Origin of the sequence: Nocardia kruczakiae NBRC 101016 (assembly GCF_001612965.1) — a bacterium.
GTDB lineage: Bacteria > Actinomycetota > Actinomycetes > Mycobacteriales > Mycobacteriaceae > Nocardia > Nocardia kruczakiae.
The window spans coordinates 26287-52951 of record NZ_BDBL01000051.1; the positions used below are offsets into that span (position 1 = coordinate 26287).

At 68.8% G+C, this 26665-nt stretch carries 24 protein-coding genes and 1 pseudogene; 13 read left to right on the forward strand and 12 right to left on the reverse strand.

Annotation, left to right across the window (positions count from 1 at the left end):
- Positions 1–135: 135 nt before the first annotated feature.
- Positions 136–513 carry a DUF2784 domain-containing protein gene (locus tag NK1_RS28745; protein ID WP_439955965.1) on the forward strand — a complete coding sequence of 126 codons (378 nt, stop codon included), beginning with the start codon at positions 136–138 and terminating at the stop codon, positions 511–513.
- Positions 514–526: 13 nt separating this feature from the next.
- Here the strand turns inward: NK1_RS28745 and NK1_RS28750 are convergent, their stop codons facing one another.
- Positions 527–1099: a TetR/AcrR family transcriptional regulator gene (locus NK1_RS28750; protein WP_063013739.1), complete on the reverse strand. Its 573-nt coding sequence runs from the start codon at positions 1097–1099 to the stop codon at positions 527–529.
- A 102-nt stretch (positions 1100–1201) separates the two neighbouring features.
- Here NK1_RS28750 and NK1_RS28755 point away from each other — a divergent pair, with 102 nt between their 5' ends.
- Positions 1202–2446: an FAD-dependent monooxygenase gene (locus NK1_RS28755; protein WP_063013741.1), complete on the forward strand. Its 1245-nt coding sequence runs from the start codon at positions 1202–1204 to the stop codon at positions 2444–2446.
- 7 nt (positions 2447–2453) lie between these two features.
- Here the strand turns inward: NK1_RS28755 and NK1_RS28760 are convergent, their stop codons facing one another.
- Positions 2454–2864, reverse strand: coding sequence for a hypothetical protein (locus tag NK1_RS28760; protein WP_063013743.1), 411 nt, complete (start codon positions 2862–2864; stop codon positions 2454–2456).
- Positions 2865–3024: 160 nt separating this feature from the next.
- On the opposite strand from NK1_RS28760, the gene NK1_RS28765 reads away from it, so the two are divergent.
- Together NK1_RS28765 and NK1_RS28770 are read left to right on the forward strand one after the other, a co-directional pair.
- Positions 3025–4062 (forward strand): nucleoside hydrolase, encoded by a 1038-nt coding sequence (locus NK1_RS28765; protein ID WP_063013784.1) that lies wholly within the window; start codon positions 3025–3027, stop codon positions 4060–4062.
- Complete coding sequence (locus NK1_RS28770; protein ID WP_063013745.1) at positions 4059–4946, forward strand: amidohydrolase family protein; 888 nt, start codon at positions 4059–4061, stop codon at positions 4944–4946. The genes NK1_RS28765 and NK1_RS28770 overlap by 4 nt, the downstream gene beginning before the upstream one ends.
- A 37-nt stretch (positions 4947–4983) precedes the next feature.
- On the opposite strand, the gene meaB is transcribed toward NK1_RS28770, so the two are convergent.
- From meaB to NK1_RS28785, 3 genes are all read right to left on the reverse strand, one after another.
- Complete coding sequence (gene meaB / locus NK1_RS28775) at positions 4984–6006, reverse strand: methylmalonyl Co-A mutase-associated GTPase MeaB (protein WP_063013785.1); 1023 nt, start codon at positions 6004–6006, stop codon at positions 4984–4986.
- A 119-nt stretch (positions 6007–6125) separates the two neighbouring features.
- A complete protein-coding gene (scpA, locus tag NK1_RS28780; RefSeq protein ID WP_063013746.1) occupies positions 6126–8387 on the reverse strand; it encodes a methylmalonyl-CoA mutase in 2262 nt (753 codons plus the stop codon).
- Positions 8387–10246 carry a methylmalonyl-CoA mutase family protein gene (locus tag NK1_RS28785; protein WP_084461704.1) on the reverse strand — a complete coding sequence of 620 codons (1860 nt, stop codon included), beginning with the start codon at positions 10244–10246 and terminating at the stop codon, positions 8387–8389. Before NK1_RS28785 ends, scpA begins: the two co-directional genes overlap by 1 nt.
- Before the next feature lie 299 nt (positions 10247–10545).
- On the opposite strand from NK1_RS28785, the gene NK1_RS28790 reads away from it, so the two are divergent.
- The gene (locus NK1_RS28790; protein ID WP_063013748.1) at positions 10546–11202 is read left to right on the forward strand and encodes a TVP38/TMEM64 family protein; all 657 of its coding nucleotides are present in this window, start codon (positions 10546–10548) and stop codon (positions 11200–11202) included.
- A 44-nt stretch (positions 11203–11246) separates the two neighbouring features.
- On the opposite strand, the gene NK1_RS28795 is transcribed toward NK1_RS28790, so the two are convergent.
- The gene (locus NK1_RS28795) at positions 11247–11876 is read right to left on the reverse strand and encodes a TetR family transcriptional regulator (protein WP_063013750.1); all 630 of its coding nucleotides are present in this window, start codon (positions 11874–11876) and stop codon (positions 11247–11249) included.
- Between the two features lie 121 nt (positions 11877–11997).
- Between NK1_RS28795 and NK1_RS28800 the strand changes: the two genes are divergently transcribed.
- The 6 genes from NK1_RS28800 (at position 11998) to NK1_RS28825 (ending at position 17970) form a co-directional block, all read left to right on the forward strand.
- Positions 11998–12429: a hypothetical protein gene (locus NK1_RS28800; RefSeq protein WP_063013752.1), complete on the forward strand. Its 432-nt coding sequence runs from the start codon at positions 11998–12000 to the stop codon at positions 12427–12429.
- Positions 12430–12661: 232 nt separating this feature from the next.
- Entirely contained in the window at positions 12662–13432 is a 771-nt protein-coding gene (locus NK1_RS28805) for an IclR family transcriptional regulator (RefSeq protein ID WP_063013754.1), read from the forward strand.
- A 356-nt stretch (positions 13433–13788) separates the two neighbouring features.
- Entirely contained in the window at positions 13789–14865 is a 1077-nt protein-coding gene (locus NK1_RS28810; RefSeq protein WP_063013756.1) for an ABC transporter substrate-binding protein, read from the forward strand.
- Complete coding sequence (locus NK1_RS28815) at positions 14862–15695, forward strand: ABC transporter ATP-binding protein (RefSeq protein ID WP_063013758.1); 834 nt, start codon at positions 14862–14864, stop codon at positions 15693–15695. The genes NK1_RS28810 and NK1_RS28815 overlap by 4 nt, the downstream gene beginning before the upstream one ends.
- A gap of 4 nt (positions 15696–15699) precedes the next feature.
- Positions 15700–16596, forward strand: coding sequence for an ABC transporter permease (locus NK1_RS28820; protein ID WP_063013760.1), 897 nt, complete (start codon positions 15700–15702; stop codon positions 16594–16596).
- A gap of 30 nt (positions 16597–16626) precedes the next feature.
- Positions 16627–17970, forward strand: coding sequence for an LLM class flavin-dependent oxidoreductase (locus NK1_RS28825; protein WP_063013762.1), 1344 nt, complete (start codon positions 16627–16629; stop codon positions 17968–17970).
- A gap of 96 nt (positions 17971–18066) precedes the next feature.
- Here the strand turns inward: NK1_RS28825 and NK1_RS28830 are convergent, their stop codons facing one another.
- The 6 genes from NK1_RS28830 to NK1_RS28855 form a co-directional block, all read right to left on the reverse strand.
- Positions 18067–18402, reverse strand: a complete 336-nt coding sequence (locus NK1_RS28830) for a transglycosylase family protein (protein WP_062996224.1) — start codon at positions 18400–18402, stop codon at positions 18067–18069.
- Between the two features lie 397 nt (positions 18403–18799).
- Positions 18800–20515 (reverse strand): hypothetical protein, encoded by a 1716-nt coding sequence (locus NK1_RS28835; RefSeq protein ID WP_063013764.1) that lies wholly within the window; start codon positions 20513–20515, stop codon positions 18800–18802.
- Positions 20512–22404, reverse strand: a complete 1893-nt coding sequence (locus NK1_RS28840) for a hypothetical protein (RefSeq protein WP_063013766.1) — start codon at positions 22402–22404, stop codon at positions 20512–20514. Before NK1_RS28840 ends, NK1_RS28835 begins: the two co-directional genes overlap by 4 nt.
- A complete protein-coding gene (locus NK1_RS28845) occupies positions 22401–23696 on the reverse strand; it encodes an ABC transporter substrate-binding protein (RefSeq protein WP_063013768.1) in 1296 nt (431 codons plus the stop codon). The genes NK1_RS28840 and NK1_RS28845 overlap by 4 nt, the downstream gene beginning before the upstream one ends.
- 100 nt (positions 23697–23796) lie before the next feature.
- Entirely contained in the window at positions 23797–25041 is a 1245-nt protein-coding gene (locus tag NK1_RS28850; protein WP_063013769.1) for an SPFH domain-containing protein, read from the reverse strand.
- A complete protein-coding gene (locus NK1_RS28855) occupies positions 25041–25472 on the reverse strand; it encodes an NfeD family protein (RefSeq protein ID WP_036502267.1) in 432 nt (143 codons plus the stop codon). Before NK1_RS28855 ends, NK1_RS28850 begins: the two co-directional genes overlap by 1 nt.
- Before the next feature lie 177 nt (positions 25473–25649).
- Here NK1_RS28855 and NK1_RS28860 point away from each other — a divergent pair, with 177 nt between their 5' ends.
- Positions 25650–26471: a DUF3097 domain-containing protein gene (locus NK1_RS28860; RefSeq protein WP_063013772.1), complete on the forward strand. Its 822-nt coding sequence runs from the start codon at positions 25650–25652 to the stop codon at positions 26469–26471.
- Positions 26472–26529: 58 nt separating this feature from the next.
- Positions 26530–26665 (forward strand): annotated as a pseudogene (locus NK1_RS35895) (dienelactone hydrolase family protein); the annotation flags it as partial.

Sequence of the window (26665 nt, forward strand, 5' to 3'; positions counted from 1 at the left end):
ACCGGTATCTTAGACATCCAACCGCTGCCGCGATCGGAAGGCCATGGGAGGCAAAGACGTTCACCCGGTGTGCACCGCGGCTGATGACGAAATTCCGCGCAGGTGGTCGACGATCGCTTTAGTCTGGATTACGTGATGTACCGGCTGCTGGCAGATGCCACCGCGGGTGTGCATTTCCTGTTCATCGCCTACCTCGTCGTCGGCGGATTCGTCGCGTGGCGGTGGCGGTGGACGATCTGGACCCATATCGCCGCCGTGGCCTGGGGTTTCAGCACGGTCCTCGTCGGCGTCGACTGCCCCCTGACCTATCTGGAGACGTGGGCCCGGGAACGCGGTGGCGAAGCCGGCCTACCGTCGACCGGCTTCATCGCTCACTACATCACCGGCGTTCTCTATCCGCGCAGCGCCCTGGATCTGGTGCGCGTCCTGGTCGTGGCGCTGGTGGCAGTCTCGTGGATCGGCTTCACCCGGCTGGGCAGGCGCTACCGATCACATCACGCGATCGTCGAATAGCATCCGCGCGCGGTTACTCCCGGCCCATCGCCCGGACCGCACGGACGACGTCGCCACCGGTCAGCTGATCACCCGCGGGGGCGATCAGCCACTGCAGCGCAATCCCCTGGAACAGCGCGAAATACAATTTGGCGACCGCGCGGGCGTCGCCGGCCGACAGGTCTGGATGCACCTCGCGCAGTGGCTCGACGAGCCCCGCGTAGACGTCTTCGGTGGCACCGGAGAAGTACTCTTGGGACTCCGGTGAGCGAGCCACCCGCACCCCGTTCTCGAAGCTGAGAATCAGCTCGTCCGGATGGTTCTGGATCACGTCCATCATGCCGTTCCAGGTGGCCTCCAGCGATTGCGCCAGGGTGCGCCCCTCCCCCGCGTCGCGGATGGCCTCTTCCATCCCGCGGCCGATCTCGTCACCGGTCACCTCCGCGATGGCCTCGGCGACCAACCGATCCTTCGTGCCGAAGTGATAGCCGATGGCGGCCAGGCTGACCCCGGCCGCACCGGCGATGTCGCGTGCGGTCACCTTGGCGAGACCGCGCTCCAGAATCGCCTTCCTCGCCCCCGCCAACAGATCCTCTCGATTACCCATAAGTCCAGGTTACAACGTCTTAGACATTTGTACTAGACAAACGTGCCAGGCGTATGGCACATTTGTCTAAGACGTTCGGACCAAGCGATAGGAACCGCCACCATGAACACCGTCTCCCGCCCCCTGCACATCCTGGTTTCCGGCGGCGGCATCGCCGGCAATGCCGTTGCGCTGCAACTGCTTCGAGCCGGCGTCGCGGTCACCGTCGTCGAGCGCGCCACCGCCGCCCGCCCGGGCGGACAGGCGGTCGATCTGCGTGGCCCCAGCCGCGAAGTGGCCGAGCGCATGGGCCTGATGCCGGGCATCGCCGAGTACCAGCTCGAAGAACTCGGCATCTCCTACATCGATCACAAGGGCCGCAACTACGCGAACATGTCGATGGAACACTTCGAGGGCAAGGGCCCGGTGGCCGAAATCGAGATCACCCGGGGCGACCTGAACCAGGTCCTGCTCGACGCCGTCGCCGCGGCCGGCGGCGAGCTGGACTACCGCTACGGCGACTGGATCGAATCGCTGACCCAGGACGACACCGGCGTGACGGTCGAGTTCGCCTCGGGACGCAGTGGGCACTTCGATCTCGTCGTCGGCGCCGACGGTGTGCATTCGGCGACCCGGCGACTGGCGTTCGGCCCGGAGGAGCAGTTCAGCACGTTCCTCGGTGGCTACGCCTCGTTCTTCACGATGCCCACCCCGGCGGGGGTCACACCCGGCTGGATCGCGATGCAGCTGGTTCCTTCCGCCGCGGTCGGCTTGCGGCCCGACCGCGATCCCGCCACCGCCAAGGCGATTCTCACCCTGCTCGGTGAGCCCGACCCGGCGCTGCGCCGCGATACCGCGGCTCAGCAGCGGCTGATCCACGAGAAGATCGGCTCCCAGCCGCACTGGCACGCGCCGACGATCCTGGCGGCCATGACCGAGGCCGACGACTTCTACTTCGACGAACTCGCGCGCATCGACATGCCCACCCTGGCGGCCGGTCGCGTGACCCTGGTCGGCGACGCCGGATACTGCGGCTCCCCGATGACCGGAATGGGCACCGCCATGGCGCTCGTCGGCGCCTACATCCTCGCCGGTGAGCTCGCGGCCGATCCCGGCGATGTGCCGGCGGCGCTGCGCCGTTACGAGGAGAAGGTCACCCCGTTCGTCGACAAGGCGAAGGAACTTCCCGGCGGCGGCATCGAGATGATGCTGTCCCCCAGCGATTTCGGCACATCGCTGCGCCGGACCGCCAACCGGATCATGATGTCGAAGCCGATGCGGCCGGTGATGATGAAGCTGTTCTTCGGCAAGACCGACGAGTACGAACTTCCCACGTACGCGGCCTCCACCGCCGTGAGCGGCCGGTAGGCGCGGGTTACAGCTGGGCCGTCGTGCCCGGCGCCAACCCCTCGGCGAGCCGCAGCTTGGCCGCCACATCCGACAGCAGCTCGATCGAGGAGGCGGACAGTCCGGCCGCGGTGGTCAGCAGCCGCCGCAGCACCGGATCGTCCACCGCCGCCGACACCAGGTCGTCCCCGGGGGCCGGATCTCCCGGCCCGCCGTCGTTGAACCGGGTCGATTCCACCGCCAGCACCCGGGCCACGGTTTCGACCAGCGCTTGTGACGGGTTGTCCCGGTTGCCCGAGCGCAGCTGGGACAGATAGGTCGCCGATACCGGATGACCGGCCTGCGTCACGCGAAAAGCCAACGCGCGATTGGTCATCCGGGTACCGTGCACCTGCTCCCAGTGCGAGATGACCTCGTTGAAACGGTCCGCGAATCTCACCGGCGAAACACCCCCAGGCCGCTGCGAGAAACCGCACGGACCACAACACGAGAAAATGACATGTCGAAACTACCCTCGACCGCATCGTTTCGCGCGCCGACAGGCCGGACGGGGCGAGCCGGCGGCGGGCCGTTACTCTCGCACCGTGCGGCAGACGATCATGGTGGACGTGGACACCGGCATCGATGATGCGCTGGCACTGCTGTATCTGCTGGCGGATCCGCAGCTGGAAATCGCCGGAATCGCCTCGACCGGAGGCAATGTGCCCACCGCGCAGGTCGCGGCGAACAATCTGGCTCTGCTGGATCTGTGCCGGGCGCCGGCCATCGAGGTGGCGCTCGGGGCGGCGCAGCCATTGGCGATTGCGCTGCAGACCACCGAGGACACCCACGGCCCGCACGGGATCGGCTATGCCGAATTGGCGCCTTCGCCGCGCCCGCTGTCGGATCGTTCGGCGGCACAACTGTGGGTCGACACCGTCCGGGCGCGTCCCGGCGCGGTCCTGGGCCTGTGCACCGGGCCGTTGACGAATCTGGCCCTGGCGCTGGAACTGGAACCCCAACTGCCGCACCTGCTTCGGCGGCTGGTGATCATGGGTGGCGCGTTCCGGCATCCCGGTAACACCACCCCCACCAACGAGTGGAATGTGCATGTCGATCCGGAGGCCGCCAAAGTGGTCTTCGACGCGTTCTCGTCCACGCCGCAGGATCGGCGACCGATCGTCTGCGCGCTCGACATCACCGAATCGATCGAGATGTTCCCGGAACATCTGCGACGGATCGCCGAACGGGCACACTGCGCCGGCGCCGCGATGCCGGCGCCCGGCGATCCACCCGGCCTCCGGTCCGAGGCCGGCAATCCGATCGTGCGATTCCTGATCGACGCGGTCCGGTTCTACTTCGAGTTCCACCAGCACTACGACCAGGGGTACCTGGCGCATATGCACGATCCGTTCGCCGCGGCGGTCGCGCTCGAACCGACCCTGGCGGTGCTGCGCCCGGCCACCGTGGACGTCGAATTGGCGGGCACCCTCACCCGCGGCAGCACGGTCGCCGATTGGGCGGGGATGTGGGGTCGCGCGCCCAATGCCGATATCGCGGTCGGCACCGATCCGGCCGCCTTCTTCGACCGCATGATCGCACGGATCGGCGATTTCGCGGCGACGCTGTATCCACCGGTGGCACAGGAGGTTCGGTGACAGTCGACGACGAGGAGCGGGCGGCGGTCGCGCGATTCCTGACCCGGGCGGAGCTGCCCGGAATCATCGACGTGCACACCCATTTCATGCCGGACCGGGTGCTGCGCAAGGTGTGGGCGTATTTCGATTCCGCGGGCCCGCTGATCGGGCGGCCGTGGCCGATCGCCTATCGCGACGACGAGCAGCAGCGGCTGGATACGCTTCGCGGTTTCGGCGTGCGGGCGTTCACCTCGCTGGTGTATCCCCACAAGCCCGATATGGCGGCCTGGCTGAACGAATGGGCCGCCGACTTCGCCGCGCGCACCCCGGACTGCTTGCACACCGCCACGTTCTATCCCGAACACGGCGCCGGAAGCTATGTGAGCGCGGCGGTCGAATCCGGAGCGCGGATCTTCAAATCGCATATCCAGGTCGGCGACTACCATCCGGGCGACCCGTTGCTGACCGAGGTGTGGGGGCTGCTGTCCGAGGCCGGGATTCCCGTGCTGATCCACTGCGGTTCGGGCCCGGCGCCGGGGACTTTCACCGGGCCGGAGCCGATCGCGGCACTGCTGCACCGGTTTCCGCGACTGACCCTGATCGTCGCCCACATGGGTCTCCCGGAATACTCGCCGTTTCTCGACCTCGCCGAGCGCTACGACAACGTGCACCTCGACACCACGATGTCGTTCACCGATTTCATCGAGGAACGAAACCCGTTCCCGCGCATCGAGTACGGGCGCCTGGCCGAGCTGGGTGAGCGCATTCTGTTCGGCAGCGACTTCCCGAACATCCCGTACTCCTACGCTCACGCGCTGGAAGCGCTCGAACGACTCGATCTAGGCGCGGAATGGTTGCGCGCGGTCTGCTACGGCAATGCGGCGCGACTGTTCCGGGTGAGGTGAACCGTCCGGGGACGAATCCTCGTCGCCCGGACAGCCGCTACTTCTCGTCGAAGGCGCGCAGCAGTTCCTCGGCTGCCAGGGCCGGGGTCAGCGAGCCGTCGCGGATCTGCTTTTCCACCTGCGCGCGAATCGCTTTCACGCCGGGACTGTCGGCCAGCCGGCGCAGCAACTGATCGTGCACCATGGTCCAGGTCCAGTCGACCTGCTGGCGGCGGCGCTTCTCCGCGAACTCCCCCGCCTCGGTGAGCACCCGCCGGTGTTCGAGGACCGTATCCCAGAAGGTGTCCAGACCGGTGCCGTTCAGTCCACTCATGGTGAGAACCGGTGGGCGCCATAGTGATTCGCGCGGATGGATCAGCCGCATCGCGCCCTGCAGTTCGCGCGCGGCCGCCCGCGCCTCCACCTCGTGGCGGCCGTCGGCCTTGTTGACCGCGACCAGATCGGCCAGCTCCAGAACGCCCTTCTTGATGCCCTGCAACTGATCTCCGGTGCGGGCCAGGGTGAGGAAGCAGAACACGTCGACCATATTGGCGACGGTCACCTCGGACTGGCCGACACCCACCGTCTCCACCAGGATCACGTCGTAACCGGCGGCCTCTAGCAGCACGATGGTTTCCCGGGTCGCCTTGGCGACACCGCCCAGTGTGCCCGCGGTCGGCGACGGGCGGATGAACGCCTCACGCTCGACCGACAGCCGCGCCATGCGGGTCTTGTCGCCGAGAATCGATCCACCGGTACGCGTCGAGGATGGATCCACCGCCAGCACCGCGACCCGATGTCCCTGGCCGATCAGATACATGCCGAGCGCGTCGATGAACGTCGACTTGCCCACGCCCGGAACGCCCGTGATACCGACGCGATTGGATTCGACGGCACCACCTTCGGCCGTCAGCTCGAGCAGCAGGCGCTGCGCCGCCTCGCGGTGGTCGGCGCGGGTGGATTCGACCAGGGTGATCGCTCGGGCGAGCGCGGCGCGCTGATTGTCGCGGATCGCACCTGCCAGTTCCGCCACGTCGATGGTCCGGCGTCGCCCGCCGCCGTGCGACTGCGGTCCGTCCACGCGCAGCGCCGGGGGCAGGCCGCGGGCGGTGGACAGGGCCTGGGTTCCGGGCAGCTCCGCGTTGGCGGGCAGCCCGGCCCCGGCGGGCGTATCGCCCGCCGGAGTCCGGTCGGCGTCGCTCACTGCGCCTCGGCTTGTCCGCCGATCTCGTGGCCGAGTTCGGCCGCCAGCTTCTGCAGCAGCCCGATCGCCGCGTCGGCGATCACGGTGCCCGGCGGGAAGATCGCCGCGGCGCCGGCGGCATACAGCTCGTCGAAGTCACCGGGCGGGATCACACCGCCGACGATGACCATGATGTCGGGGCGTCCGACATCGGCCAGTGCCTGCCGCAGAGCGGGCACCAGCGTGAGGTGACCGGCCGCCAGCGAGGAGACACCGACGATGTGCACGTCGTTGTCGGCCGCCTGCTGGGCCACCTCTTCCGGGGTCTGGAACAGCGGGCCCACATCGACGTCCATGCCGAGGTCGGCGAAGGCGGTCGCGATCACCTTCTGGCCCCGGTCGTGGCCGTCCTGGCCCATCTTGGCGACGAGGATGCGGGGGCGGCGGCCCTCGGCCTCGGCGAATTCCTCGACCAGCTCGATGGCCCTGCTGATGTTGGTCACCTTGCCGGCCTCCTCTCGGTAGACGCCCGACAGTGTGCGGATCTCGGCCTGGTGGCGACCGTACACCTTCTCCAGCGCGTCGGAGATCTCGCCGACGGTGGCCTTCGCGCGGGCGGCGTCGATGGCCAGGGCGAGCAGGTTGTTGGCCATCCCGCCTTCGGAAGATGCTGCGGCCCTGGTCAATTCGGCCAGTGCCCGCTCGACCTCGGCGCTGTCGCGCTCGGCGCGCAGGCGGCGCAGCTTCTCGTTCTGCTCGGCGCGCACGCGCGAGTTCTCGACCTTGAGGACCTCGATCTCCTGGTCCTCGGTCACCTGGTACTTGTTGACGCCGATCACCGGCTGCGCGCCGGTGTCGATGCGGGCCTGGGTGCGGGCGGCGGCCTCCTCGATGCGCAGCTTCGGGATACCCTCCGAAATCGCCTGCGCCATACCGCCGTGCGCCTCGACCTCGGCGATGTGAGCCCGGGCCCGTTCGGCCAGCTGGTGGGTCAGCCACTCCACGTAGTAGGAGCCGCCCCACGGGTCGATCGGGCGCGTGGTGCCCGATTCCTGCTGCAGCAGCAGCTGGGTGTTGCGGGCGATGCGCGCGGAGAAGTCGGTGGGCAGTGCCAGCGCCTCGTCGAGGGCGTTGGTGTGCAGCGACTGGGTGTGGCCCTGGGTCGCGGCCATCGCCTCGACACAGGTGCGCGCGACGTTGTTGAACACGTCCTGCGCGGTCAGCGACCAGCCCGAGGTCTGCGAGTGGGTGCGCAGCGACAGCGACTTCTGGCTCTTGGGTTCGAATTTCGAGACCAGCTCGCTCCACAGCAGCCGGCCCGCGCGCAGCTTGGCGACCTCCATGAAGAAGTTCATGCCGATGGCCCAGAAGAACGACAGCCGCGGCGCGAACTGATCGATCTCCATCCCCGCGTCCAGACCGGCCCGGATGTACTCCACGCCGTCGGCCAGGGTGTAGGCCAGCTCCAGATCGGCGGTGGCTCCGGCTTCCTGGATGTGGTAGCCGGAGATGGAGATCGAATTGAACTTCGGCATCTTCGCGGAGGTGTAGGCGAAGATGTCGGAGATGATCCGCATCGAGGGCTTGGGCGGATAGATGTAGGTGTTGCGGACCATGAACTCCTTCAGAATGTCGTTCTGAATGGTTCCGGCCAGCTGTTCGGGCTTGACGCCCTGTTCCTCGGCGGCGACGACGTACAGCGCCAGGATCGGCAGCACCGCGCCGTTCATGGTCATCGAGACCGACACCTGGTCCAGCGGAATCTGATCGAACAGTTCCCGCATATCCAGGATCGAGTCGATGGCGACACCGGCCATACCGACGTCACCGGTCACCCGGGGGTGATCGGAGTCGTAGCCGCGATGGGTGGCCAGGTCGAAGGCGACCGACAGACCCTTCTGGCCCGCGGCCAGGTTGCGGCGGTAGAAGGCGTTGGAATCGGCGGCGGTGGAGAAACCCGCGTACTGGCGGATGGTCCACGGCTGATTCACGTACATGGTCGGGTACGGGCCGCGCACGAACGGCGCCACACCGGGCACACTGTCGAGCGGGTAGCCCTCGGCGACAACGGCATCGCGGTCGGCCTTGGTGTACACCGGCGCGACGTCGATACCTTCGGGGGTGGCCCAGACCAGTTGTTCGGGCGCATAGCCGTTGGCGGCGGCCGATTCGGCGACGAACGCCTCGACGTCGCCGCCGCCGGTCCGCCCGACCGCCGGTTCGCCCAGCGGTACTTCGGCGAAACTGCCGATCACGTGGTTCACATCTCGAGTAGTCATTACGCTCCCAGCTTCTCCAGCAGGCCGGACAGGGTCGCCACCGCGTCCATGCGGGCCGTGAGGAATCCGTCCGGCCGCTGTGTGCCGCTCACCTCGGCCACGGCCTTCTCCGGTCCGGCCAGCAGTACCGTCGTCACGCCGGCGTCGCGCAGTTGCTGCACGGCGGGCGCGGCCTCGGTGCCGTAGCGGGCGTCGCTGCCGCACAGCACCGCCATCGTCGCTCCGGACTCCGTCGCGGCCGAGCCGATCGCGGACGTCTCCAGCGCTCCCGGGTTCACCGTTTCGATGCCGCCCGAGGCCAGCACATTCGCGGTGAAGGTCACGCGCACGTTGTGTTCGGCGACCGGGCCCAGCGGTACCAGCAGCGCCCGCGGCCGGCGGCCGTGGGCGGCGAGGTAGGCATCCGACCGGTTGCGCAGCGCCTCGAAGGCCGCGCCGTAGCGGGCCACCGCATCCGTCGCACGCGCGGCCTCGGACAGCGGTTCCTCGGCGAGGTTCGGGAATTCGTTGACACCGGTGACCGCGGTGCGGCGGTGGGCGATATCGGATTCGCGGCGGGTCCGGGTGTCGGCGATGCGCTCGGCCAGCAGGCCGGACTCCAGCGCGGCGAGGTATCCACCGGCGCGTTCGAGCTCCTGCATGAACGCCCACGCCGCACCGGCCACATCGGCGGTGAGACTCTCCACATGCCAGGAACCCGCGCCCGGGTCCTGCACATGTCCGAGGTGCGACTCCTCGAGCAGCAGCAACTGGGTGTTGCGTGCCATGCGTTCCGAGAACGCTTGCGACACACCGAGTTCCCCGGCCGGCAGGGCCGCGTCGAACGGCAGTACGGTGACCAGGTCCGCGCCGCCCACGCCGGCGCCGAAAGCGGCCAGGGTGGTGCGCAGCATGTTCACCCACGGATCGCGCTGGCTCAGCATCGCCTCCGAGGTGACGGCGTGTTGCGGCGCGTTGCCGAAGTCCGGCGCTCCCGCCTCGTGCGCCACCCGCGCCCACAGCCGCCGGGCGGCACGGAATTTCGCGATCGTCTCGAACTGATCGTCGGTCGCCGCCAGCTGGAAACTCACCTGATCCAGCGCATCGGCGATATGGAGGCCGGCGTCGGTGAGGGCGCGCAGGTAATCCAGGCCCGCGGCGACGGCCGCGCCGATCTCCTGGGCGTCGGACGCGCCGGCGTTGTGGAAGACCGTGCCGGACACGGTGATCGCGCGGACGGTCTCGGTGCGGCCGGCGGCGGTGCGTGCCAGCTCGACCGCGGCGTCGAGGTCGGTGTCGGCCAATCCGGCGAAGCGGCTGGTCAGCGGCGCCGCGCCGAGGAAGATGTGGATATCGGAGCGGTCGGCCACCTCGTAGCCGTCGAGCACAGCCAGCACCTGCGCGGCGGCGGCCGGAGTGTCCGCACCCGCCCGCAGGCTCAGCGGAGCCAGCTCGAACAGCAGCCCGCGCAGCGTGTCCGCCAGTCCCGCCACCGGGACGCCGTTCTCGCCCACGCCGAGCCAGACGGAACTGACGCCGTTCTCCAGGGCGGCGAGGATCTCCTCGTTGACGGCGGCCGGATCGGTTCCGCCGATGCGGGCGCTGACATGCCAGCCGCGGTGCACGTCCCGGGTGCCCTCGTTACCGCGCACGAACGGGAATCGTCCCGGCAGCGGTTGTTCGGGCAGTTCGTCGCGACGGGTGTACAGCGGCGCGACGGTCACTCCGTCGTAATTGGTGACCTCGAGCAGGCGCTCCGGCTCGTCACCGAGTTCGGATGCCTCGACCTTGCGGGATTTGGCCAGTACTCCGGCCACGCCCTTGCGCCATGCGGCGTATCCGGGCACGGTGTCCGCACCCGGATCTGAACCAATCGGCATCGCTGCTGTACCTCTTCCACTCGACTCCGATACTTCACTCGTACCGGATACCTACGCTGGGACCCAACTCTTCGCAGCGCCTTCGCAACCGCCTGTGTGACCCCTTCACAGTGCGACGGGCGTGCGATATCGGCAGGTCGACGACCAGTTCGGTTAACGATCATTCATCAACCTTCATTCGATGCTAGCCCGGTGTTCGCATACTCTTCGCACAGCCTGGCCATACCGACCGGTAACCTGTCGCGGTGCCGAGGACGACGGATGTGGCGTTGCGACTACTGCGCAATCGACGGGTCGTGATGCTGGCGATCCTCGCGACCGCCCTGGTCGCGATCGCCCTGCTGGCCCCGCATCCGGCCCCGCAACAGATTCGGGACTGGGCCGATTCGGTCGGCCCGGTCTTTCCGCTGCTCTTCTTTCTCGTCCACGCGCTCGTGACGGTGGCGCCGTTTCCGCGCACCGTGTTCACCCTGAGCGCCGGACTGTTGTTCGGGCCGATTCTCGGCATCGGCCTCGCGGTCGCCGCGACGACCGTCAGCGCCGTACTGGCTCTGCTGCTGATCCGGGCGCTGGATCGGGATCAGGTCGCGGCGCGGCTGACCCATCCGGCGGTGCGGGCGGTGGATCGGCGGCTGGCCCGGCGCGGCTGGCTCGCGGTGGGCTCGCTGCGGCTGATCGCACCGGTGCCGTTCTCGGTGATCAATTACTGCGCCGGACTGTCCTCGGTGCGGATGATGCCGTATCTGCTGGCCACCTTCGTGGGCATCATTCCCGGCACCATCGGCGTCGTCGTCCTCGGAGACGCGCTGACCGGCCGGACGAACCCGGGGCTGCTGGCGCTGTCGGGGGTGTGCATCACCATCGGCGTGATCGGGCTGATCGTCGACGCCCGCTGGGGCGCAGACCAATTCGCGGACGTCGCCACCGAGGCGGCCGAGGAGCCGGCACCACACTGACGCGCGACGCCGACACGCGACACCGCCGCGAGCGCCACGACCGCTCAGCGCGCGCGCAGTGCCAGACCGGCCGGAACCGCCGCGAAGGCCTCGCGCACCCTGTCCGTCAGCGCCTCCCGGCCGCCGCGGCCGTCGGCGCGGACCCATTCCCGGCCTGCCACGCTCCACGCCGAGGTCACCAGTTCGGCCAGGACGTGCAGTCGCAGATCGTCCGCGGGCAGTTCCAAGCGGTCGGCCAGGATCGTGACCGCATCGGCCTTCACGCCGTGGCGGTGGTACTCGACGTAGGCCAGTAACGCCGGTGTGGACCGGATGAGCCGGCGCGTCGCGATATACCGGCGATCCCACTCCGGTTCCAGATCGGCGACGGCCGCGGTGAGCGTCTCTCGCATACCGTCCAGCACCACTCCGGTCAGCGGACGATTCGCCAGCGCCGCGAGATATGCGGACCACAATTCGGCCTCCGCCTCGATCGCGGCCGCCTCCTTGGCCGGATAGGTGCGGAAGAAGGTGCTGCGCGACACCTCGGCCTCGTCCACGAGTTCGTCGAGTGTCGTCGCGTCGAATCCGCGTTCGGTGAACAGCCGCAGGGCGGCGTCGGCCAGTGCGCGGCGGGTGCGCAGCCGTTTGCGCTCTCGCAGCGGCAGCGTGCGGTCGGATGCGGGATCGGGCATGCCGCGATGCTATCCGAACCCGGATCCGAGGCACGTCAGAAACTGAGATCCGAACGATACTTGCGCTCGTCTGGAACTCAGTGTCACAATTGGCGCACCATTTTGCAGTCAGGAGTCCGCCATGTCCCCCGTCACCCTCGATCCGTCGGTCATCGGCCAGGCCGAAAAGCATCACAACGCGCTTCTGCACCGAGTCCTCGCCGGTACCGGCGTCGACGAGGCGCAGTGGATCACGCTCAGCCAGGCCGCGGCAGCCGGCGGCACCGTCGATCGGGAGCGGCATATCGCCACCCTCGCCGCGAAGACGACCTGGGCGCCCACTGTTGTCGCGAGCGCCGCGACGCGGCTCACCGAGCGGGATCTGATGCGCGAAGCGCCGGGTGGTGAACTCGTGGTCACCGCGGCGGGTGATCGCCTCGTCGCGGACATCCGCTCGCGCACGAGCGCGGTGCTCGACCGCGTCTACGATTCGGTCCCGGCGGCCGACCTCGCGCTCGCGGGGCAGGTTCTCACCGTGATCACCGCCGGTTTGTCCCGCGAATTGGAAAGCTGACGATGTCCACGCCCGCCGCGCGGGAACGGAATTCCCGCGCGGCGCTCATCGTCTCCGGTACCGGAACGAGATAAGGCTCATCCTCGCTCGGTAACGGCGGGCGGCCGGGAGTATCGGCCGCCGTAACAGGACGGGCCGAAAAGTGATCGGCTCGCGCTGCGCGCAATCATTGTCTCGCGTTCTCTTCCGGACCAGAGTGCCTGTATCACTTTCGGTCCCGGCAGGAGGATGTATGGCCGCCACCGATGAACCGCGTTCGGGCGCACGCGCCGTCGAGCGTGCGATCGCGGTCCTGAACTGCTTCGACGGCGACGACCCCGAGCTGTCGGTCAGCGAACTGGCACAGCAGACGGGTCTGCCCGTCAGCACCACGCATCGGCTGCTGCAGGCGCTCGTCCGCGGGCGGCTGCTGGAACAGGACCATGCCAACGACCGCTACCGCATCGGGCACGGGCTCGCGTCGCTGGCGCGGCCGGCGCTGACGCGTCTCGGCCTCGATTCGGCGGCGCCGCACCTCTACGCGCTGGCGGCGAATATCCGCATTTCGGTCAGTCTCAGCGTGCCCGACTCGCGGGACGCGCTGACCGTCTTCCAGGCGCGGCCCCCGGTCTCGTTCTGCCCCAACCAGATTCCGCGGCCCCGGCGCCCGTTGCGATCCAGCGCGGCCGGGCACGCGCTGCTGGCGTTCTCCCCCGGCGACCGCCTGATCGAGACCTACGCCGGCCGGTACGAGTCCGATTCGCCGGCCTCGGACGATCTCGACCGGGTGCGCCGCGCCGGATTCGCGGTCGAGGTGATCGACAGCGACGAGCCGATCCGTTCGGTCGCGGTGCCGATCGTCGGCCGCGGCCGGCAGGTACGCGGCGCGCTCTGTGTGCAGGCCCGGTCCGCACGCCTCGACGCCGACCTGATGCGCTCGATCCTGCCCCCGATGCGCCATATCGCGAACCGGATCGGCCCGCTGCTGCACGTCGAACCCGAGGCCGCGGATACCGCCTCGTAAGCCGTTCGCGCGCCCCGCATTTCGGCCGCGGAATTATCCTCACGCTGATTTCCACACTGTGAAAACACCGTTGCTCACCAGCACGGACAGCCGCACCATGTGATCAACGCAGGTTGCTGTGATCCGCATCGCCGGTCCGAGCACTTTCCGAGAAGGCACCCGATGAACGTCTCCCGACTCTTGACGCGCCGCCGCACGGTGGATCTCATGCGCGTCCCGCACGGGATCTGTCGCGCCTGAGCCCGGGCGCCATCGCCGTCGCCGAAAGTCCCGCCAGGCAATTCGTTTCGCCGATCTACCGGTCGCCGCGCCCGATGTGCGCGTGTCCGCAGACGCATTCAGTGAAAGAACCGATCATGTCGTTCAGACGACCCCGGGTGGTGCGCGTCCTCGCCGCCGTCCTCGCCCTGCCCGTCCTCGCCGCACTCGCCGCGGGCTGCTCGGGTTCCGGCGCCGGTACCACCGCCGACGGTAAGACCATCCTTCGTTACCAGGGCCAGGCCGGCACGGTCACGCCCTACGAACTGGCCGCCGACCTCGGCTACTTCTCCAAGATCGAGCTGAAGTGGGAGGGCGACACCACCAGCGGCCCGGCCAATATCCAGGCCGCCACCACCAAGCAGATCGAATTCGGCAGCGCGTTCAACGGCGCGGTCGTCAAGCTCATCGCCGGCGGCGCACCGGTCACCTCGGTGCTCAGCTCCTACGGCGCCGACGGGCAGAACTTCACCGGCTACTACGTCCGCGACGACTCGGGTATCAAGACCGCCAAGGACCTGATCGGGAAGAAGGTCGGCGTCAACACTCTCGGCGCCCATCACGAATTCATCACCCGGCAGTGGTTGCACGATCAGGGTCTCACCGATGACGAGATCAAACAGGTGCAACTCGTGGTGCTGCCGCCGGTCAATACCGAGGACGCGCTGCGCAAGGGGCAGATCGATGTGGCGGCGCTGGGCGGCCCGCTGCAGGACATCGCGCTCGCGCACGGCGCCATCCACCCGCTCTACACCGACAAGGGCTTGTTCGGCGAGTTCGACTACGGCACCTACGTTTTCCGCAACGATTACATCGCCGATCATCGGGACGCGGTGGCCGACTTCGTCCAGGGCACGGCCCGCGCGACGCGCTGGCTGCAGATCACGCCGCGCGATCAGGCGGTGGCGCGCCTGGCCGACATCATTCACAAGCGCGGCCGCAACGAGAACACCAAACTGCTCGACTCCTACAAGTCGTCCGGCATTCCGGTGCCCGGCGCGGTGATCCAGGAGCGAGAGCTGCAGATCTGGATCGACTGGCTGGTCCGCAACGGTGAGCTGCCGGCCGGGAAGTTCGCGGCCAAGGATCTCTACACCAACAAGTTCAACCCCTACGCCAACGGCAAATATCCCGCCGAGAGCGGACCGACCGGAGAGGTGGTGGCCGCCAAATGAGCGTCACGGCGATCAAACTCGCGCTCGACGGGGTACGCAAGGAGTTTCCCGCACGAGGCACCGGAACTCCGTTCACCGCGCTGGAGAACATCACCGTGGACGTGCGCGACGGTGAATTCCTCGTGCTGGTCGGACCCAGCGGTTCGGGTAAGTCGACCCTGCTGGACCTGCTGGGCGGGCTGACCCGGCCGACCCACGGCCAGATCCTGCTCGACGGCCGGCCCGTCACCGGCCCCGGACTCGACCGCGGGATCGTCTTCCAGCAGTACGCGCTGCTGCCGTGGCGCACCGCGCGCGGCAATATCGAATTCGGACTGGAGGCCAAGCGCATCCGCCGGCGCGAGCGCCGCCGCGTCGCCGACGAATATCTGGAGCTGGTCGGCCTCACCGGCTTCGGCGACCGTTACCCACACGAGTTGTCCGGCGGCATGAAACAGCGCGTGGCCATCGCCCGCAGCCTCGCCTTCGATCCCGAGGTGCTGCTGATGGACGAGCCGTTCGCCGCGCTCGACGCCCAGACCCGCGAATCGCTGCAGGACGAGCTGCTACGCATCTGGCGCACCACCGGCAAGACCATCCTGTTCATCACCCACGACATCAACGAAGCCGTCTATCTGGGACAGCGGGTGGCCGTGCTCACCTCGCGGCCGGGACGGGTCAAGGCGGTGGTCGATATCGATCTCGACCGCGACACCGACCCGGACGCCGACATCCGCTCCAGCGAACACTTCAGCGAAGTCCGGCATCGGATCTGGTCGCTGCTGCACGACGAGGTGGCCCGCGCACAGGGTCTCGAGCAGGCCGACCTCGCGGCCACCGACAGGAGGTAACACCATGTCCACCACACTGCCCGCCACCGCCGAACCCGTGCTGGTGTCGAAGAAGTCCTCCGTCCCGGCCGCGACTGCGGGCGGGGCTCCCGCTCGCTTCACCCCCGGCACCGGGCGGCAGCTGGCCGCCCTGGCCGGTCGCTGGGGCTGGCGGCTGTTCAAGCCCGTGCTGGTCATCGGCCTGTTCCTGGCCTTCTGGGAGCTCGCGCCCCGCTTCGGCCTGGTCGATCAGATCTTCCTGCCGCCGTTCTCCACCGTTGTGCAGCGCGGTGACGAGCTGATCCGCAACGGCCAGCTCTGGGACAACACCTCCGCCAGTCTGGGCCGATCCCTGGTCGGCTTCGCGATAGCGGTGGCGTGCGCCGTTCCGGCCGGCGTCGCCATCGCGTGGTACAAACCGGTGGCCGACTTCGTGAACCCGCTGCTCGAACTGTTCCGCAACACCGCGGCGCTGGCGCTGCTGCCGGTGTTCATCCTGATTCTCGGCATCGGCGAGACCTCCAAGGTCGCGATCGTGGTCTACGCGGCCTTCTTCCCGATCCTGCTGAACACCATCAGCGGTGTTCGATCGGTCGACCCGCTGCTGATCAAGTCGGCTGTGTCACTGGGTTTCTCGCCGCTGCGGCTGTTCCAGAAGGTGATCCTGCCCGCCGCCGTCCCGACCATCTTCACCGGTATCCGGATGGCGGCGTCGGCCTCGATCCTGGTCCTGATCGCCACCGAGATGTCCGGTGCGCGAGCGGGTCTCGGTTATCTCATCACCGCCGCACAGCAGAATTTCCAGATCCCCGATATGTATGTCGGGATCGTCGCCATCGCGATCGTCGGCCTGGTCTACAACGCCGTACTCGTCGCGATCGAACGCCGCCTCACCCGCTGGCGCCCGCAATCCGATCGCTGAAGCACTACACCGAAGGGACGACGACGCTCGATGTCGCCATCACCGAAAACCTTTCATCTCAACGCCTTTCTGATGGGCGTCGGTCATCACGAAGCAGCCTGGCGCCATCCGCGCACCGAGGAACGGCGCGTGCTGGACGTGAAGCATTTCCAGGAATTGGGCCGCATCGCCGAGCGCGGCAAACTGGATTCGGTCTTCTTCGCCGACGGTCTGGCGGTGGGCCCGCGCATTCAGCGCAATACGCTCGCGGTGTTCGAACCGGTGACATTGCTGTCGGCCATCGCCGCGGCGACCGAACATATCGGGCTCATCGCGACGGCCTCGACGACCTATAACGAACCGTTCAATCTGGCCCGCAAATTCGCCTCGCTCGACCACATCAGCGGCGGGCGTGCCGGATGGAACATCGTCACGTCCGGCAGCGTCGACGAGGCCTACAATTTCGGCTACGACGCCATTCCCGAACATGCTCGGCGATATGAGCGCGCCACCGAATTCGTCGATGTCGCTTTGCAATTGTGGGACAGCTGGGAGTCCTCGGCCGTCGTGCTCGACCCCGAGGCCGGTGTCTTCGCCGACCCGGACAAGGTGCACACCATCGACTACGACAGCGACCGGTTCCGGGTGCGCGGCCCGTTGAACTCCCCGCGCGGACCGCAGGGCCGGCCACTGCTGGTGCAGGCCGGATCCTCCGAGAGCGGGAAGGAATTCGCCGCTCGCTACGCCGAGGCGGTGTTCACCGCGCAGCGCACCCTGGAGGAGGGGCAGCGCTTCTATCGCGATCTGAAATCACGGCTGCCGAAGTACGGCCGCGGTGCCGACGAGCTGAAGGTGCTTCCCGGTCTGGTGCCCTACATCGCCGACACGCCCGCCGAAGCGCTGGCACTGGAGCAGGAGTTCACCGATCTCATCTCCCCCGACTACGCGTTGCGCCAGCTGTCCACGCAGCTGGGCATCGATCTGACCGACCATCCGCTGGACGCGCCGCTGCCGCCGCTGCCGGTGGAAAGCGAGATCGAAGGCAACAAGTCCCGGTTCACGCTGGTCAAGGAGCTGGCCACACAGGAGCAGCTGACCGTGCGCCAGCTGATCGGCAAACTCGGCGGCGGGCGCGGACATCGCAGCTTCGCGGGCACCCCGGAGCAGATCGCCGACGAACTGCAGACCTGGTTCGAGGCGGGTGCGGCGGACGGATTCAACATCATGCCGCCGTATCTGCCCGGCGGACTCACCGATTTCGTCGACCGGGTGGTGCCGATCCTGCAGGAACGCGGCCTGTTCCGCACCGAATACACCGCCGGCACCCTGCGCGGGCACTACGGACTCGCGCCGGTGGAGAGCCGGTTCGCGGCCGGAGCCGCGATCAGCGCCTGACCGGCGCATACAACGCGACAGGCCCCTTCCGGGTAGATCCGGGAGGGGCCTGTCTGCACGCTGTGTATGCGGACGAACCGCGGGCGGAGGCGAACCTTACAGGTTGGCGCCGCACACCGGCCAGGCGCCGGGGCCCTGGCTGGCGAGCACGTTCTCCGCGACGCGGATCTGCTCGGAGCGGCTGGCGTTGGCCGGGTTGCCACTGCCGCCGTTGGCTTCCCAGGTGCTCTGGGTGAACTGCAGGCCGCCGTAGAAACCGTTGCCGGTGTCGGCGCCCCAGTTGCCGCTGGCCTCGCACGCCGCCACGGCATCCCAGTCGTGGCCGCCGTCGGCAGACGCGGTAGCGGTCAGGCCGAAGGGGACGGCGACGATGGCGCCGGCGACGGCGGCGAAGCCGAGTGCGCGAGTGCTGAACTTACGGTTACGAGACATGTGGTTTTCCCTGCCTGCGCCCAACCGGCCCGATGGTGACGATTACGGGTCCCTGCCCCCAGGTATGTCGGGGTCGAACTCGAACCGCGGGACAGGGTTGCCGGTGTTCAGCGATTCGAGCGTCAGCCCGGAATTCCGAGCTGCAAACGACGGTAACGGAGAAATCTCGATACATCACGTTGCGATAACAACCGAACTGTCTCAACCCAACGTGGAGGATATTCACGTTTACGCAGCGCATGGTGCGATAAACGCGCGTTACATAACTGTAGTTATATAAACGTTATGTGGTCGAGATCACTGAGATATAGTGACCCCGGTCGCATGACAACGCCCGAAATCGGAGGTTTCGCCGGCTCGAATGGCCGGCGGAAGCCCGAACGGGCCGGTCGGAGGGCTAACGCTCGGACACGGTGACGGGCCACCGGTCCACCGTCTCCAGCGACGTGAGCTGCGCGTTCTCCAGTGCTTGCGCGACACTCCGACGGTAGCGGGATGCCAGGGCAGGAGTCCGGCCCACCCCGCCGGGACGGCGCCGTTCCGCATAGGCCAGCCAGCCCGACGCCTGACGCAGGATCTCGCCCGTGCTCAGCGGCCCCGCGAGCAGCAGACCGCCGTATTCGGGCACGACGGCCACCGCGCTGCCCAGATGCTGCAGGCACCGGCAGATTCCCAATTCGTGACCGAGATCGCGGTAGACGGTCAGCGCCAGCAGCCACCAGCGCATCGCGCGCCGGGGTTCACCGCGCATCCACCACAGCAGCCCCAGCGTTTCGAAGGTGTGCGCCCGGCCGGAGGGGTTGCGCCCGCCGCGGGTCAGGGTTTCGGCCAGCTCGAGACGGTCACGGGCGGCATCCAGGCGTCCTTCGTGCATATGTGCGATAGCCAGGTCGTTCAGCGCGCAGACCTCGGCGGCGATGTCGCGACGGGGCAGCAGCCACCACGCGCGCTCGAACCCGGCCACGATGTCGGGCAGTGGGTACTCCCCGCCGGGCAGGCGGTCGAAATCGCGCATCGCCTCGGCATGCGCGCGCCGGGCGTCCAGGCCCGTGCTCCGGCGTGGACGGTTGCGATGCCGGTTCCGGAGTGGACGCGGCCATCGTCGGCGTGTCGCGGTGTCGAGCGCCAGCTCGCAGCGGATCGATGCCAGTTCGCGGATCTGCGGATGCGCCGGGCCGCTCAACGCCAGCATCGCCCGCGCCGCCGGACCATCGGCAGGGGCCCCGATCCGCGCGTACCAGAGGTCGAGCGCGTCGGCGATCCGCGCCAGGGCCGGGATGTCGAGTTCGACGCCGTGATCGCAGTCGGCGCATGCGCGCAGCAGTTCGGCCAGCCGGTCCGCCGTGCCGGTGAACCACCGATGCGCGCCGGCGCCGAGCCGATCCGAGTCCAGAGCCACCGCCCAGCGTGTCGCCCGGTCGGAGTAGTGCCGGATCAGCGCCGGCCACGTGGCCCGCCACTGCGGTGTGCGGCGTACGACGGCACCGTCCGGCGATGTCGTGGTCTTCGTGACGGCGAATCGGTCGTGCCCGTCGTGGACGATCACGCCGTGGGCGGCGAGCCGGATCAGAACCTCGCCGGTCGAACGCTGCACCACCGCCTGCTCCCTCGGCAGGACCGTCGCGCTGTCGAGCATCGCGGTCACGGTGTCGTAGAGCACGGCGGCCTCGTAGTCGGTGAACGGCAGTGCCCGCAGGACGGCGGCGACGGCCGCATCGGTCGCGTCCAGCGGCCGCGTCCGGGCCGGTGCGAGCGCGGGCAGCGCCGCGACGGTCCGCTCGACCACGGGTGGCGGCTGGACCAGGTCCGCGGTGAGGTCCAGTTCTCGCCGGACACGCGCGCCCTCGCGCATATCCATGGTCTTGCGCCACAGCACGTACAGCGCGGCAGCCGCCACCACCGCGACCGCCACCCAGCGCAGCACCCCCGCCAGCGAGTTCAGCACCCGGCTCTGCCCGACCGAACCCTCCAGCAGCTTCGCCACCACCTCGAGCAGCAGCGACGACGACATCACCCACGCCGCGCCCAGAAACCCTTGCCAGACAGAGGATTTCGGGGTGGCGATGAGCTGCGACGCGATGTCGTGCTCGGGCCGGTGCGAGTGGCCGCTCATCGCACGATCCCGCCCGTCAATCCCGGAACCAGGAAGCGGCGCCAGGTCATCAGCAACAGCAGCACCGGCGGGACCGTCGACAGCAGTGCCCCGGCCGCGAGATGGGCGGCGTTCTCCTGGAACTGCCGCGCGTCGCCCCACAGCAGCAGCGACCACGGACTGACATCGGCGCCACTGACCATCAGTCCGATGAAGAAGTCGTTCCACACCTGAATCAGTTCGAGCACCGCGACCGCGCCGACGGCGGGCCATGCGGTCGACACCACGCGGCCCAGGACGGCCCACGGTTTGGCGAGCCCGTGCAGGGCGCCGGCGGCCGGACCGTCCGAGGGCGCGAGCAGCGCTCCGCGCAGAATCAGGATCGCGATGGGCAATCCGATCGCGGCGTGCACCACGATCAGCGAGGAGAACGACGTCCCGGTCAATCCCATCCGCTCGATGACGCGCCGGATCGGCCCGACGTAGAGCTGCGCGGGCAGCACGGTGAACACCACCAGCACCACCACCGCGATCCGCGAACGCAGCGCATCGGCGGGCAGCGCGGCGAGCTGATGGGCGACCGGGAACGCCGCACCGATGACGAGAACGGTGGCCCACACCGCCACCCAGCCCGTATTGGCCATGGCATGCAACAACTCTCGGTGCTGCCACACCGATCCGGCGCCGGCGAGGGCGGGCCCGTCGGCGCCCACCCAGCTGAACACCACCAACGCCAGCAACGGCCCCAGCGCCAGCGACGAGACCGCCACGAGCCGAAGGACGCCACGCGCGGTGCGCCTCGTGCGGACCGGATCGGCGCTCGGGCGGCGCATCCAGCCGACGCGGTGGCGGCGCACGTCGGTCTGCAGAATCCACGCCGCCGAACCGATCAGCACCGCCAGCGGCAGCGAATAGGCCGCGGCCACACCGGGATCGGCATCGGGATCCGAGACCAGCCGCCACCAGTGCACGGTCGCCGAGTCCAGCGAATACTGCAGCGAGCCCGGCACCGCGATCAGGATGATGTCGAAGATCCGCGCCGCGGCGACGGCGACGACGAGGCCGAGAATCAGGAAGACCGGTCGTACCAATTCGAACAGCCGGGCCCGGGTCCGGCCCGCGCCGCGCGCGTCCTCGAGATAGCCGCGCCGCACCGGGTCGGCCTCGATGGCGGCGATCGCGGCGCGGAACAACGCGAACAGCGCACCCAGCCAGCACCAGACGAAGGCCGCGATCAGCAGGGTCATCAGCCACACGCGCTGGCCGGCCACGCCCGGGACCGGCATCCGGTAGTCGGGATTCTCGGCCAGCAGCCGCATGGCCAGTCCGGCGACGAACGCCGACACGCCGAACGGCAGAATCAGCGGTTGCCACGGCCACCAGCCCCGGCGGCCACGCCAGGCCAGTTCCAAGGCCAGGACCAGCACGGCCAGCGCGCACAGCACCCACACCAGGGTCCGGACGTAGGCGCCGCGCCCACCGGGCCCCAGTTCGACGCCGATTCCCCGGATCGTCACCACGAGCGCGACCACCACGACGGGCCACCACAGCGAACGCCGGCGAAAGACGGTCGGCCACAATCGATTGCGCAGCAATGTCCAGCGACCCCGCGCAGCCGCCGCCACCAGCGCGCGCACCGCGTCGTCCCGGCGCCACAGCACGGTGCTCGCCGCGACCAGTACCACCAGCAGCGCACACCAGCCGACCATCGCCCACTGTGCGCGGACCGCGGTCCACACCGTAGTAGCGGCCGGCCCGACCAGCAGCAGCAGGATCAGCACCAGCGCCGGCAGCTGCGCGGGCCACATCGACCACCGCCGCGGGTGGCGTCCCGGGATCACCGGACCGGCGATGCGGGTGAGCGCCGGCTCCAGATCCAGTCCGTGCGCGTGGATGTGCCCGGCCGTCATCGCGCTCTCCGTTCGAACTCGTCGAGTGCGCGCACCGCGTGATCGACCGCCGCGTCGAGTCGCTCGGCGTGGCCGTCGCCGACGGTGACGAGCAGGTCGGTCAGCACCCGCCACAGGCCGTCGCGCCGCCCGGCGGCGCCGATGAGATCGGCGAAATCGAACGCGGACCACGAATGCAACTGTGCCGCAACCGGATCCAGCATCGGCGCGTGGTCCGGGACGGTGCGCGGACTGGGTGCCAGGAAGCCACCGTAGTCGCCGATCCAGGCCGAGACGGCGCCCGGCGCGGTCAGTGCGCCGAGCACCGGCACCGCATCGTGGGCCCCGGCGGCGGTCGCCACGATCACGTCGCCGCCGCCGATGGCCGGGCGCGGGCCTCCGGGCGCCACCGCCGGAAAGGGCATGACACCCACCGCGTCCGCGGGCCGGCCGGCCCGGCGCAGGCAGCTGCGTACGATGGGTTCCGCGAAATCGGGGGCGACCACCATCGCCGCGGTGCGCCGTTCGAACACCTCGCGCACCGATTCCGGGAATTGCCGGGTCAGGGTGGCGGCGATACCGCCCGGGAAGGTGCCGCGCGGCGCCCACATGATCCCCAGCCGGTACAGGGTCGCCCGCACCGCGTCGCGATCCCATTCCCGCGGACGGTCAGGCTCGCCGGCGGCGGCCAAATCCTCGTAGTCCCAGGCGGATTCGCCGTAGAGGACGTTGCCGAACAGGTCGGCCAGCACCCAGCCGTCGGCGCCGCCCAGCGCCAGTGGACGGCGGTCGGTAGCCTCCGCGATACGCTGCGGCCATTGCGAGACGGTCCAGTCGCGCGGGTCGTCGCGCGGCCGGTCGCCGCCGAAGGCGTACCGGTCGTACCACACCAGCGATTTGTCGGCCGCTTTGAACGGAATGCCGTAGAGCGCACCGTCTTTCCACAGCAGCGAGCGCCACCGATCCGGATAGCGCGGTCCCGCCGCGTCGTCCCACAGCGTGGGCGGCAGTGCGCGCAACACCCCGCCCGCCAGCTCACCGATCCGTCCGACCTCGGGCAACATCACCAGATCGGGGGCGGAGCGGCCGCGCGCCTGCAGGGCCGTATCGATATCGTCGCCGAGCGGCAACACCGCGACCGTGGCACCCAGCCCCGCATCCTCGAGCACCCGGCGGAACGCGGCGAGCTCGGTTCCGCTCCAGGGCACCGCGATTCGCACCGAGGCGGGGTGGCCGAACAGCACTCCCGGCGCGCATGCGGTCAGCACCGGCGCCAACGCCGCGGCACGCAGCACCGCCCGCCGTGTCGCCATGCCCACCCCCGAGTCCGCGTGCCCTGCACCGACATTCGAATGCCGGCCCGCGTGATTCGCGGACCGGCATTCGGATCATCGCTGAAATACGGTTACCCCGTCAACGTCCCGGATACTCCGGCGGCTGCCACGGCCGCCCGCCCGCATCGCCGGGGCGCGGCGCCGGTTGCTGCTGCTGCGCAGGGGGCGACGGCGGAATGGGAGCGCTCTGCGGCGGCAGATGCCGGGGCTGATTGGGCGCGATCAGCGGCGAATCGACCGGTGTCGCCGCCGCGGCCTCGGCCGCGCGCACCGCCCGCTCGGCGGCCGGATCGGTCTTGATGTCGAACCAATCGGCCACTTCGTCGGCGTCGTCGTCGGGTGTGCCCGCGGCGCCGTCGTCGCTGGGCTCGTAGCGGAAGACGCCGTCCTCGCCCTGCGTGCCGAAGTTGCGGGCGAAGCCTTCCAGCGCCTTGCCGAAGTCGCTGGGCACCATCCACACCTTGTTGGCGTCGCCCTTCGCCACCAGCGGCAGCGTCTGCATGTACTGGTAGGCGAGCAGTTCCGGCGTCGGTTTGCCGGATTTGATGGCGGCGAAGACCTTTTCGATCGCCTTCGCCTGGCCCTGCGCCTGCAGGTAGGCGGCGGCGCGTTCACCCTGGGCGCGCAGGATCCGGCTCTGCCGCTCACCTTCGGCGGACAGGATGGCCGACTGCTTGGAACCCTCGGCCGCGAGGATCTGGGACTGCTTGGCACCCTCGGCCGTCTTGATCTGCGCCTCGCGATTACCTTCCGCGGTGAGGATCATCGCGCGCTTCTCACGGTCGGCCTTCATCTGCTTCTCCATCGACTCCTGGATCGACGGCGGCGGATCGATGGCCTTCAATTCCACGCGCGCCACCCGCAGGCCCCAGCGGCCGGTCGCCTCGTCGAGGACGCCGCGCAGCTGCGAGTTGATCTGGTCGCGGGAGGTCAGCGTCTCTTCCAGGGTCATGCCGCCGACCACGTTGCGCAGGGTGGTGATGGTCAGCTGCTCGACCGCGGCGATGTAGTTGCTGATCTCGTAGACCGCGGCCTGCGGGCTGGTGACCTGGAAATACACCACCGAGTCGATCTGCACGGTGAGGTTGTCCTGGGTGATCACCGGCTGCGGCGGGAACGACACGACCCGTTCGCGCAGGTCGACTTTCGCGCGGATCCGGTCGGCGAACGGGACCAGGAATGTCAATTGCCCCGATACGGTGCGCGAATATCTGCCCAGCCGCTCGATCACCGCGGCCTCGGCCTGCGGTACCAGCGCGATCGACTTGAAGACCACCACCGCGACCAGCACCACGATGACGATCGCGACGATCAGTACAGCCATTACGGCCCCTTCCAGACGACGGCGTGCGCGCCGTCGATCTTCATGACGTAGACGGTCTCACCCTCGGCATATTCATCGGCCGGGTCGAACGGGCGTGCGCTCCACACTTCGCCACCGATCTTCACCTGACCGCTGTTCTCGTTCACCGCCTCCAGCACCTTCGCCGTCTTCCCCGGCAACGCATCGACATTGGTCGGCGTGGGCGGGGGAGTTGCGAAGCGGCGCAACAACATCGGGCGAACGACGAACAGCAGACCGATGGCGGAGATCGCGAACACCACGGCGTCGATCACCACCGACGTCTGCGCGATCCCGGCAACCCCCGCGGTGATCAACGCCGCGCCGCCCAACATGAGCAGCGTGAAGTCACCGGTGAGCATCTCGGCTGCGGCGAGCAGAATTCCCGCGACCAGCCATACGATTGCGGCCACGCGTCAACCGTACCGTGCCTGTCCGTTTTTCCGCGCCTTTAACGGGACGAGTCGAGCGGAAACACGCCGGTCACCGGTCCAGATCCGGTGGGCGCGAGGCGTCGTCGGCCGGACCGCACCGCCGCTCTGGGCCTCACCTCCCGCCGAACGACAAGGGGAACAGGTAGTTTCGGCCGGGTGAGTGCGCGCGACTACGGTGACATCTATTCCGGACACGCTCGAACCCGCAAGCGCGCGGTACCGCAGGTGGTGGCCGAACGCGACCTCGTCGCCGAGGACGCGGCCAGCGGATTCTGCGGCGCCGTGGTCGGTTTCGAGCGCACCTACGACGGCGACTTCGTCAAACTCGAGGACCGCGGCGGCCGGGTCCGGCTGTTCGCCTTGCGTGAGGCGGCGTTCCTGATCGACGGGCAGCCGGTGACGCTGGTGCGGCCGAAGGCGACCGCGCCGGCCGCACCCACGCGCTCCGCGTCGGGCTCCACCCGCGTGGAGGGGCTGCGCGCCCGCGTGGCGCGCGCCAGCCGGATCTGGGTCGAGGGCGTGCACGACGCGGCGCTGGTGGAACGCGTCTGGGGACACGATCTGCGGGTGGAGGGCGTGGTCGTGGAGCATCTGGAAGGCCTCGACCATCTGGCCGCGCGCCTGACCGACTTCGGCCCGGAACCCGGCCGGCGGGTCGGTGTGCTGGTCGACCATCTGGTCACCGGCTCCAAGGAGACGAATCTGACCACCGGCCTCGGCCCGCACGTCCTGGTGACCGGTCATCCCTACATCGATATCTGGCAGGCGGTGCGACCGCAAGCCGTCGGCATCGAGGCATGGCCGCGGGTGCCGCGTGGTGAGGACTGGAAGACCGGCGTCTGCCGCCGGCTCGGCTGGGGCACTCCGTCGGAGGGCTGGCGGCGGGTCTACAACGCCGTCGACAGCTTCCGCGATCTGGAAGCGCCGCTGCTGGGCGCGGTGGAACAGCTCATCGATTTCGTCACCGAACCGGAGTGAGAACGCCGGTTCGCCGTAGGGCCGCCGATACACAGATGCCGTGGTTACGCTGGCCGGTATGACGCCGCTGCAGCGCTATATCGCAGAGGAGATCGGCACCGACCATGCCGAAGGCCTGCTCAGCCGTCGCGAGGCGCTGCGACGGCTGAGCCTGCTCGGGCTCGGCGCCCCGGCCGCGGTGGCGCTGCTGGCCG

Excerpts from the sequence above, each read along its gene's own strand:
- NK1_RS28805 (WP_063013754.1), top strand. The coding sequence starts at position 12,662 with ATGGCCGCCACCGATGAACCGCGTTCGGGCGCACGCGCCGTCGAGCGT.
- NK1_RS28745 (WP_439955965.1), top strand. The coding sequence starts at position 136 with ATGTACCGGCTGCTGGCAGATGCCACCGCGGGTGTGCATTTCCTGTTC.
- NK1_RS28845 (WP_063013768.1), bottom strand. The coding sequence starts at position 23,696 with ATGGCGACACGGCGGGCGGTGCTGCGTGCCGCGGCGTTGGCGCCGGTG.
- NK1_RS28795 (WP_063013750.1), bottom strand. The coding sequence starts at position 11,876 with ATGCCCGATCCCGCATCCGACCGCACGCTGCCGCTGCGAGAGCGCAAA.
- NK1_RS28800 (WP_063013752.1), top strand. The coding sequence starts at position 11,998 with ATGTCCCCCGTCACCCTCGATCCGTCGGTCATCGGCCAGGCCGAAAAG.
- NK1_RS28825 (WP_063013762.1), top strand. The coding sequence starts at position 16,627 with ATGTCGCCATCACCGAAAACCTTTCATCTCAACGCCTTTCTGATGGGC.
- NK1_RS28815 (WP_063013758.1), top strand. The coding sequence starts at position 14,862 with ATGAGCGTCACGGCGATCAAACTCGCGCTCGACGGGGTACGCAAGGAG.
- NK1_RS28785 (WP_084461704.1), bottom strand. The coding sequence starts at position 10,246 with ATGCCGATTGGTTCAGATCCGGGTGCGGACACCGTGCCCGGATACGCC.
- NK1_RS28790 (WP_063013748.1), top strand. The coding sequence starts at position 10,546 with ATGCTGGCGATCCTCGCGACCGCCCTGGTCGCGATCGCCCTGCTGGCC.
- scpA (WP_063013746.1), bottom strand. The coding sequence starts at position 8,387 with ATGACTACTCGAGATGTGAACCACGTGATCGGCAGTTTCGCCGAAGTA.
- NK1_RS28755 (WP_063013741.1), top strand. The coding sequence starts at position 1,202 with ATGAACACCGTCTCCCGCCCCCTGCACATCCTGGTTTCCGGCGGCGGC.
- NK1_RS28765 (WP_063013784.1), top strand. The coding sequence starts at position 3,025 with ATGGTGGACGTGGACACCGGCATCGATGATGCGCTGGCACTGCTGTAT.
- NK1_RS28750 (WP_063013739.1), bottom strand. The coding sequence starts at position 1,099 with ATGGGTAATCGAGAGGATCTGTTGGCGGGGGCGAGGAAGGCGATTCTG.
- NK1_RS28830 (WP_062996224.1), bottom strand. The coding sequence starts at position 18,402 with ATGTCTCGTAACCGTAAGTTCAGCACTCGCGCACTCGGCTTCGCCGCC.
- NK1_RS28835 (WP_063013764.1), bottom strand. The coding sequence starts at position 20,515 with ATGAGCGGCCACTCGCACCGGCCCGAGCACGACATCGCGTCGCAGCTC.
- NK1_RS28840 (WP_063013766.1), bottom strand. The coding sequence starts at position 22,404 with ATGACGGCCGGGCACATCCACGCGCACGGACTGGATCTGGAGCCGGCG.
- NK1_RS28810 (WP_063013756.1), top strand. The coding sequence starts at position 13,789 with ATGTCGTTCAGACGACCCCGGGTGGTGCGCGTCCTCGCCGCCGTCCTC.
- NK1_RS28850 (WP_063013769.1), bottom strand. The coding sequence starts at position 25,041 with ATGGCTGTACTGATCGTCGCGATCGTCATCGTGGTGCTGGTCGCGGTG.
- NK1_RS28820 (WP_063013760.1), top strand. The coding sequence starts at position 15,700 with ATGTCCACCACACTGCCCGCCACCGCCGAACCCGTGCTGGTGTCGAAG.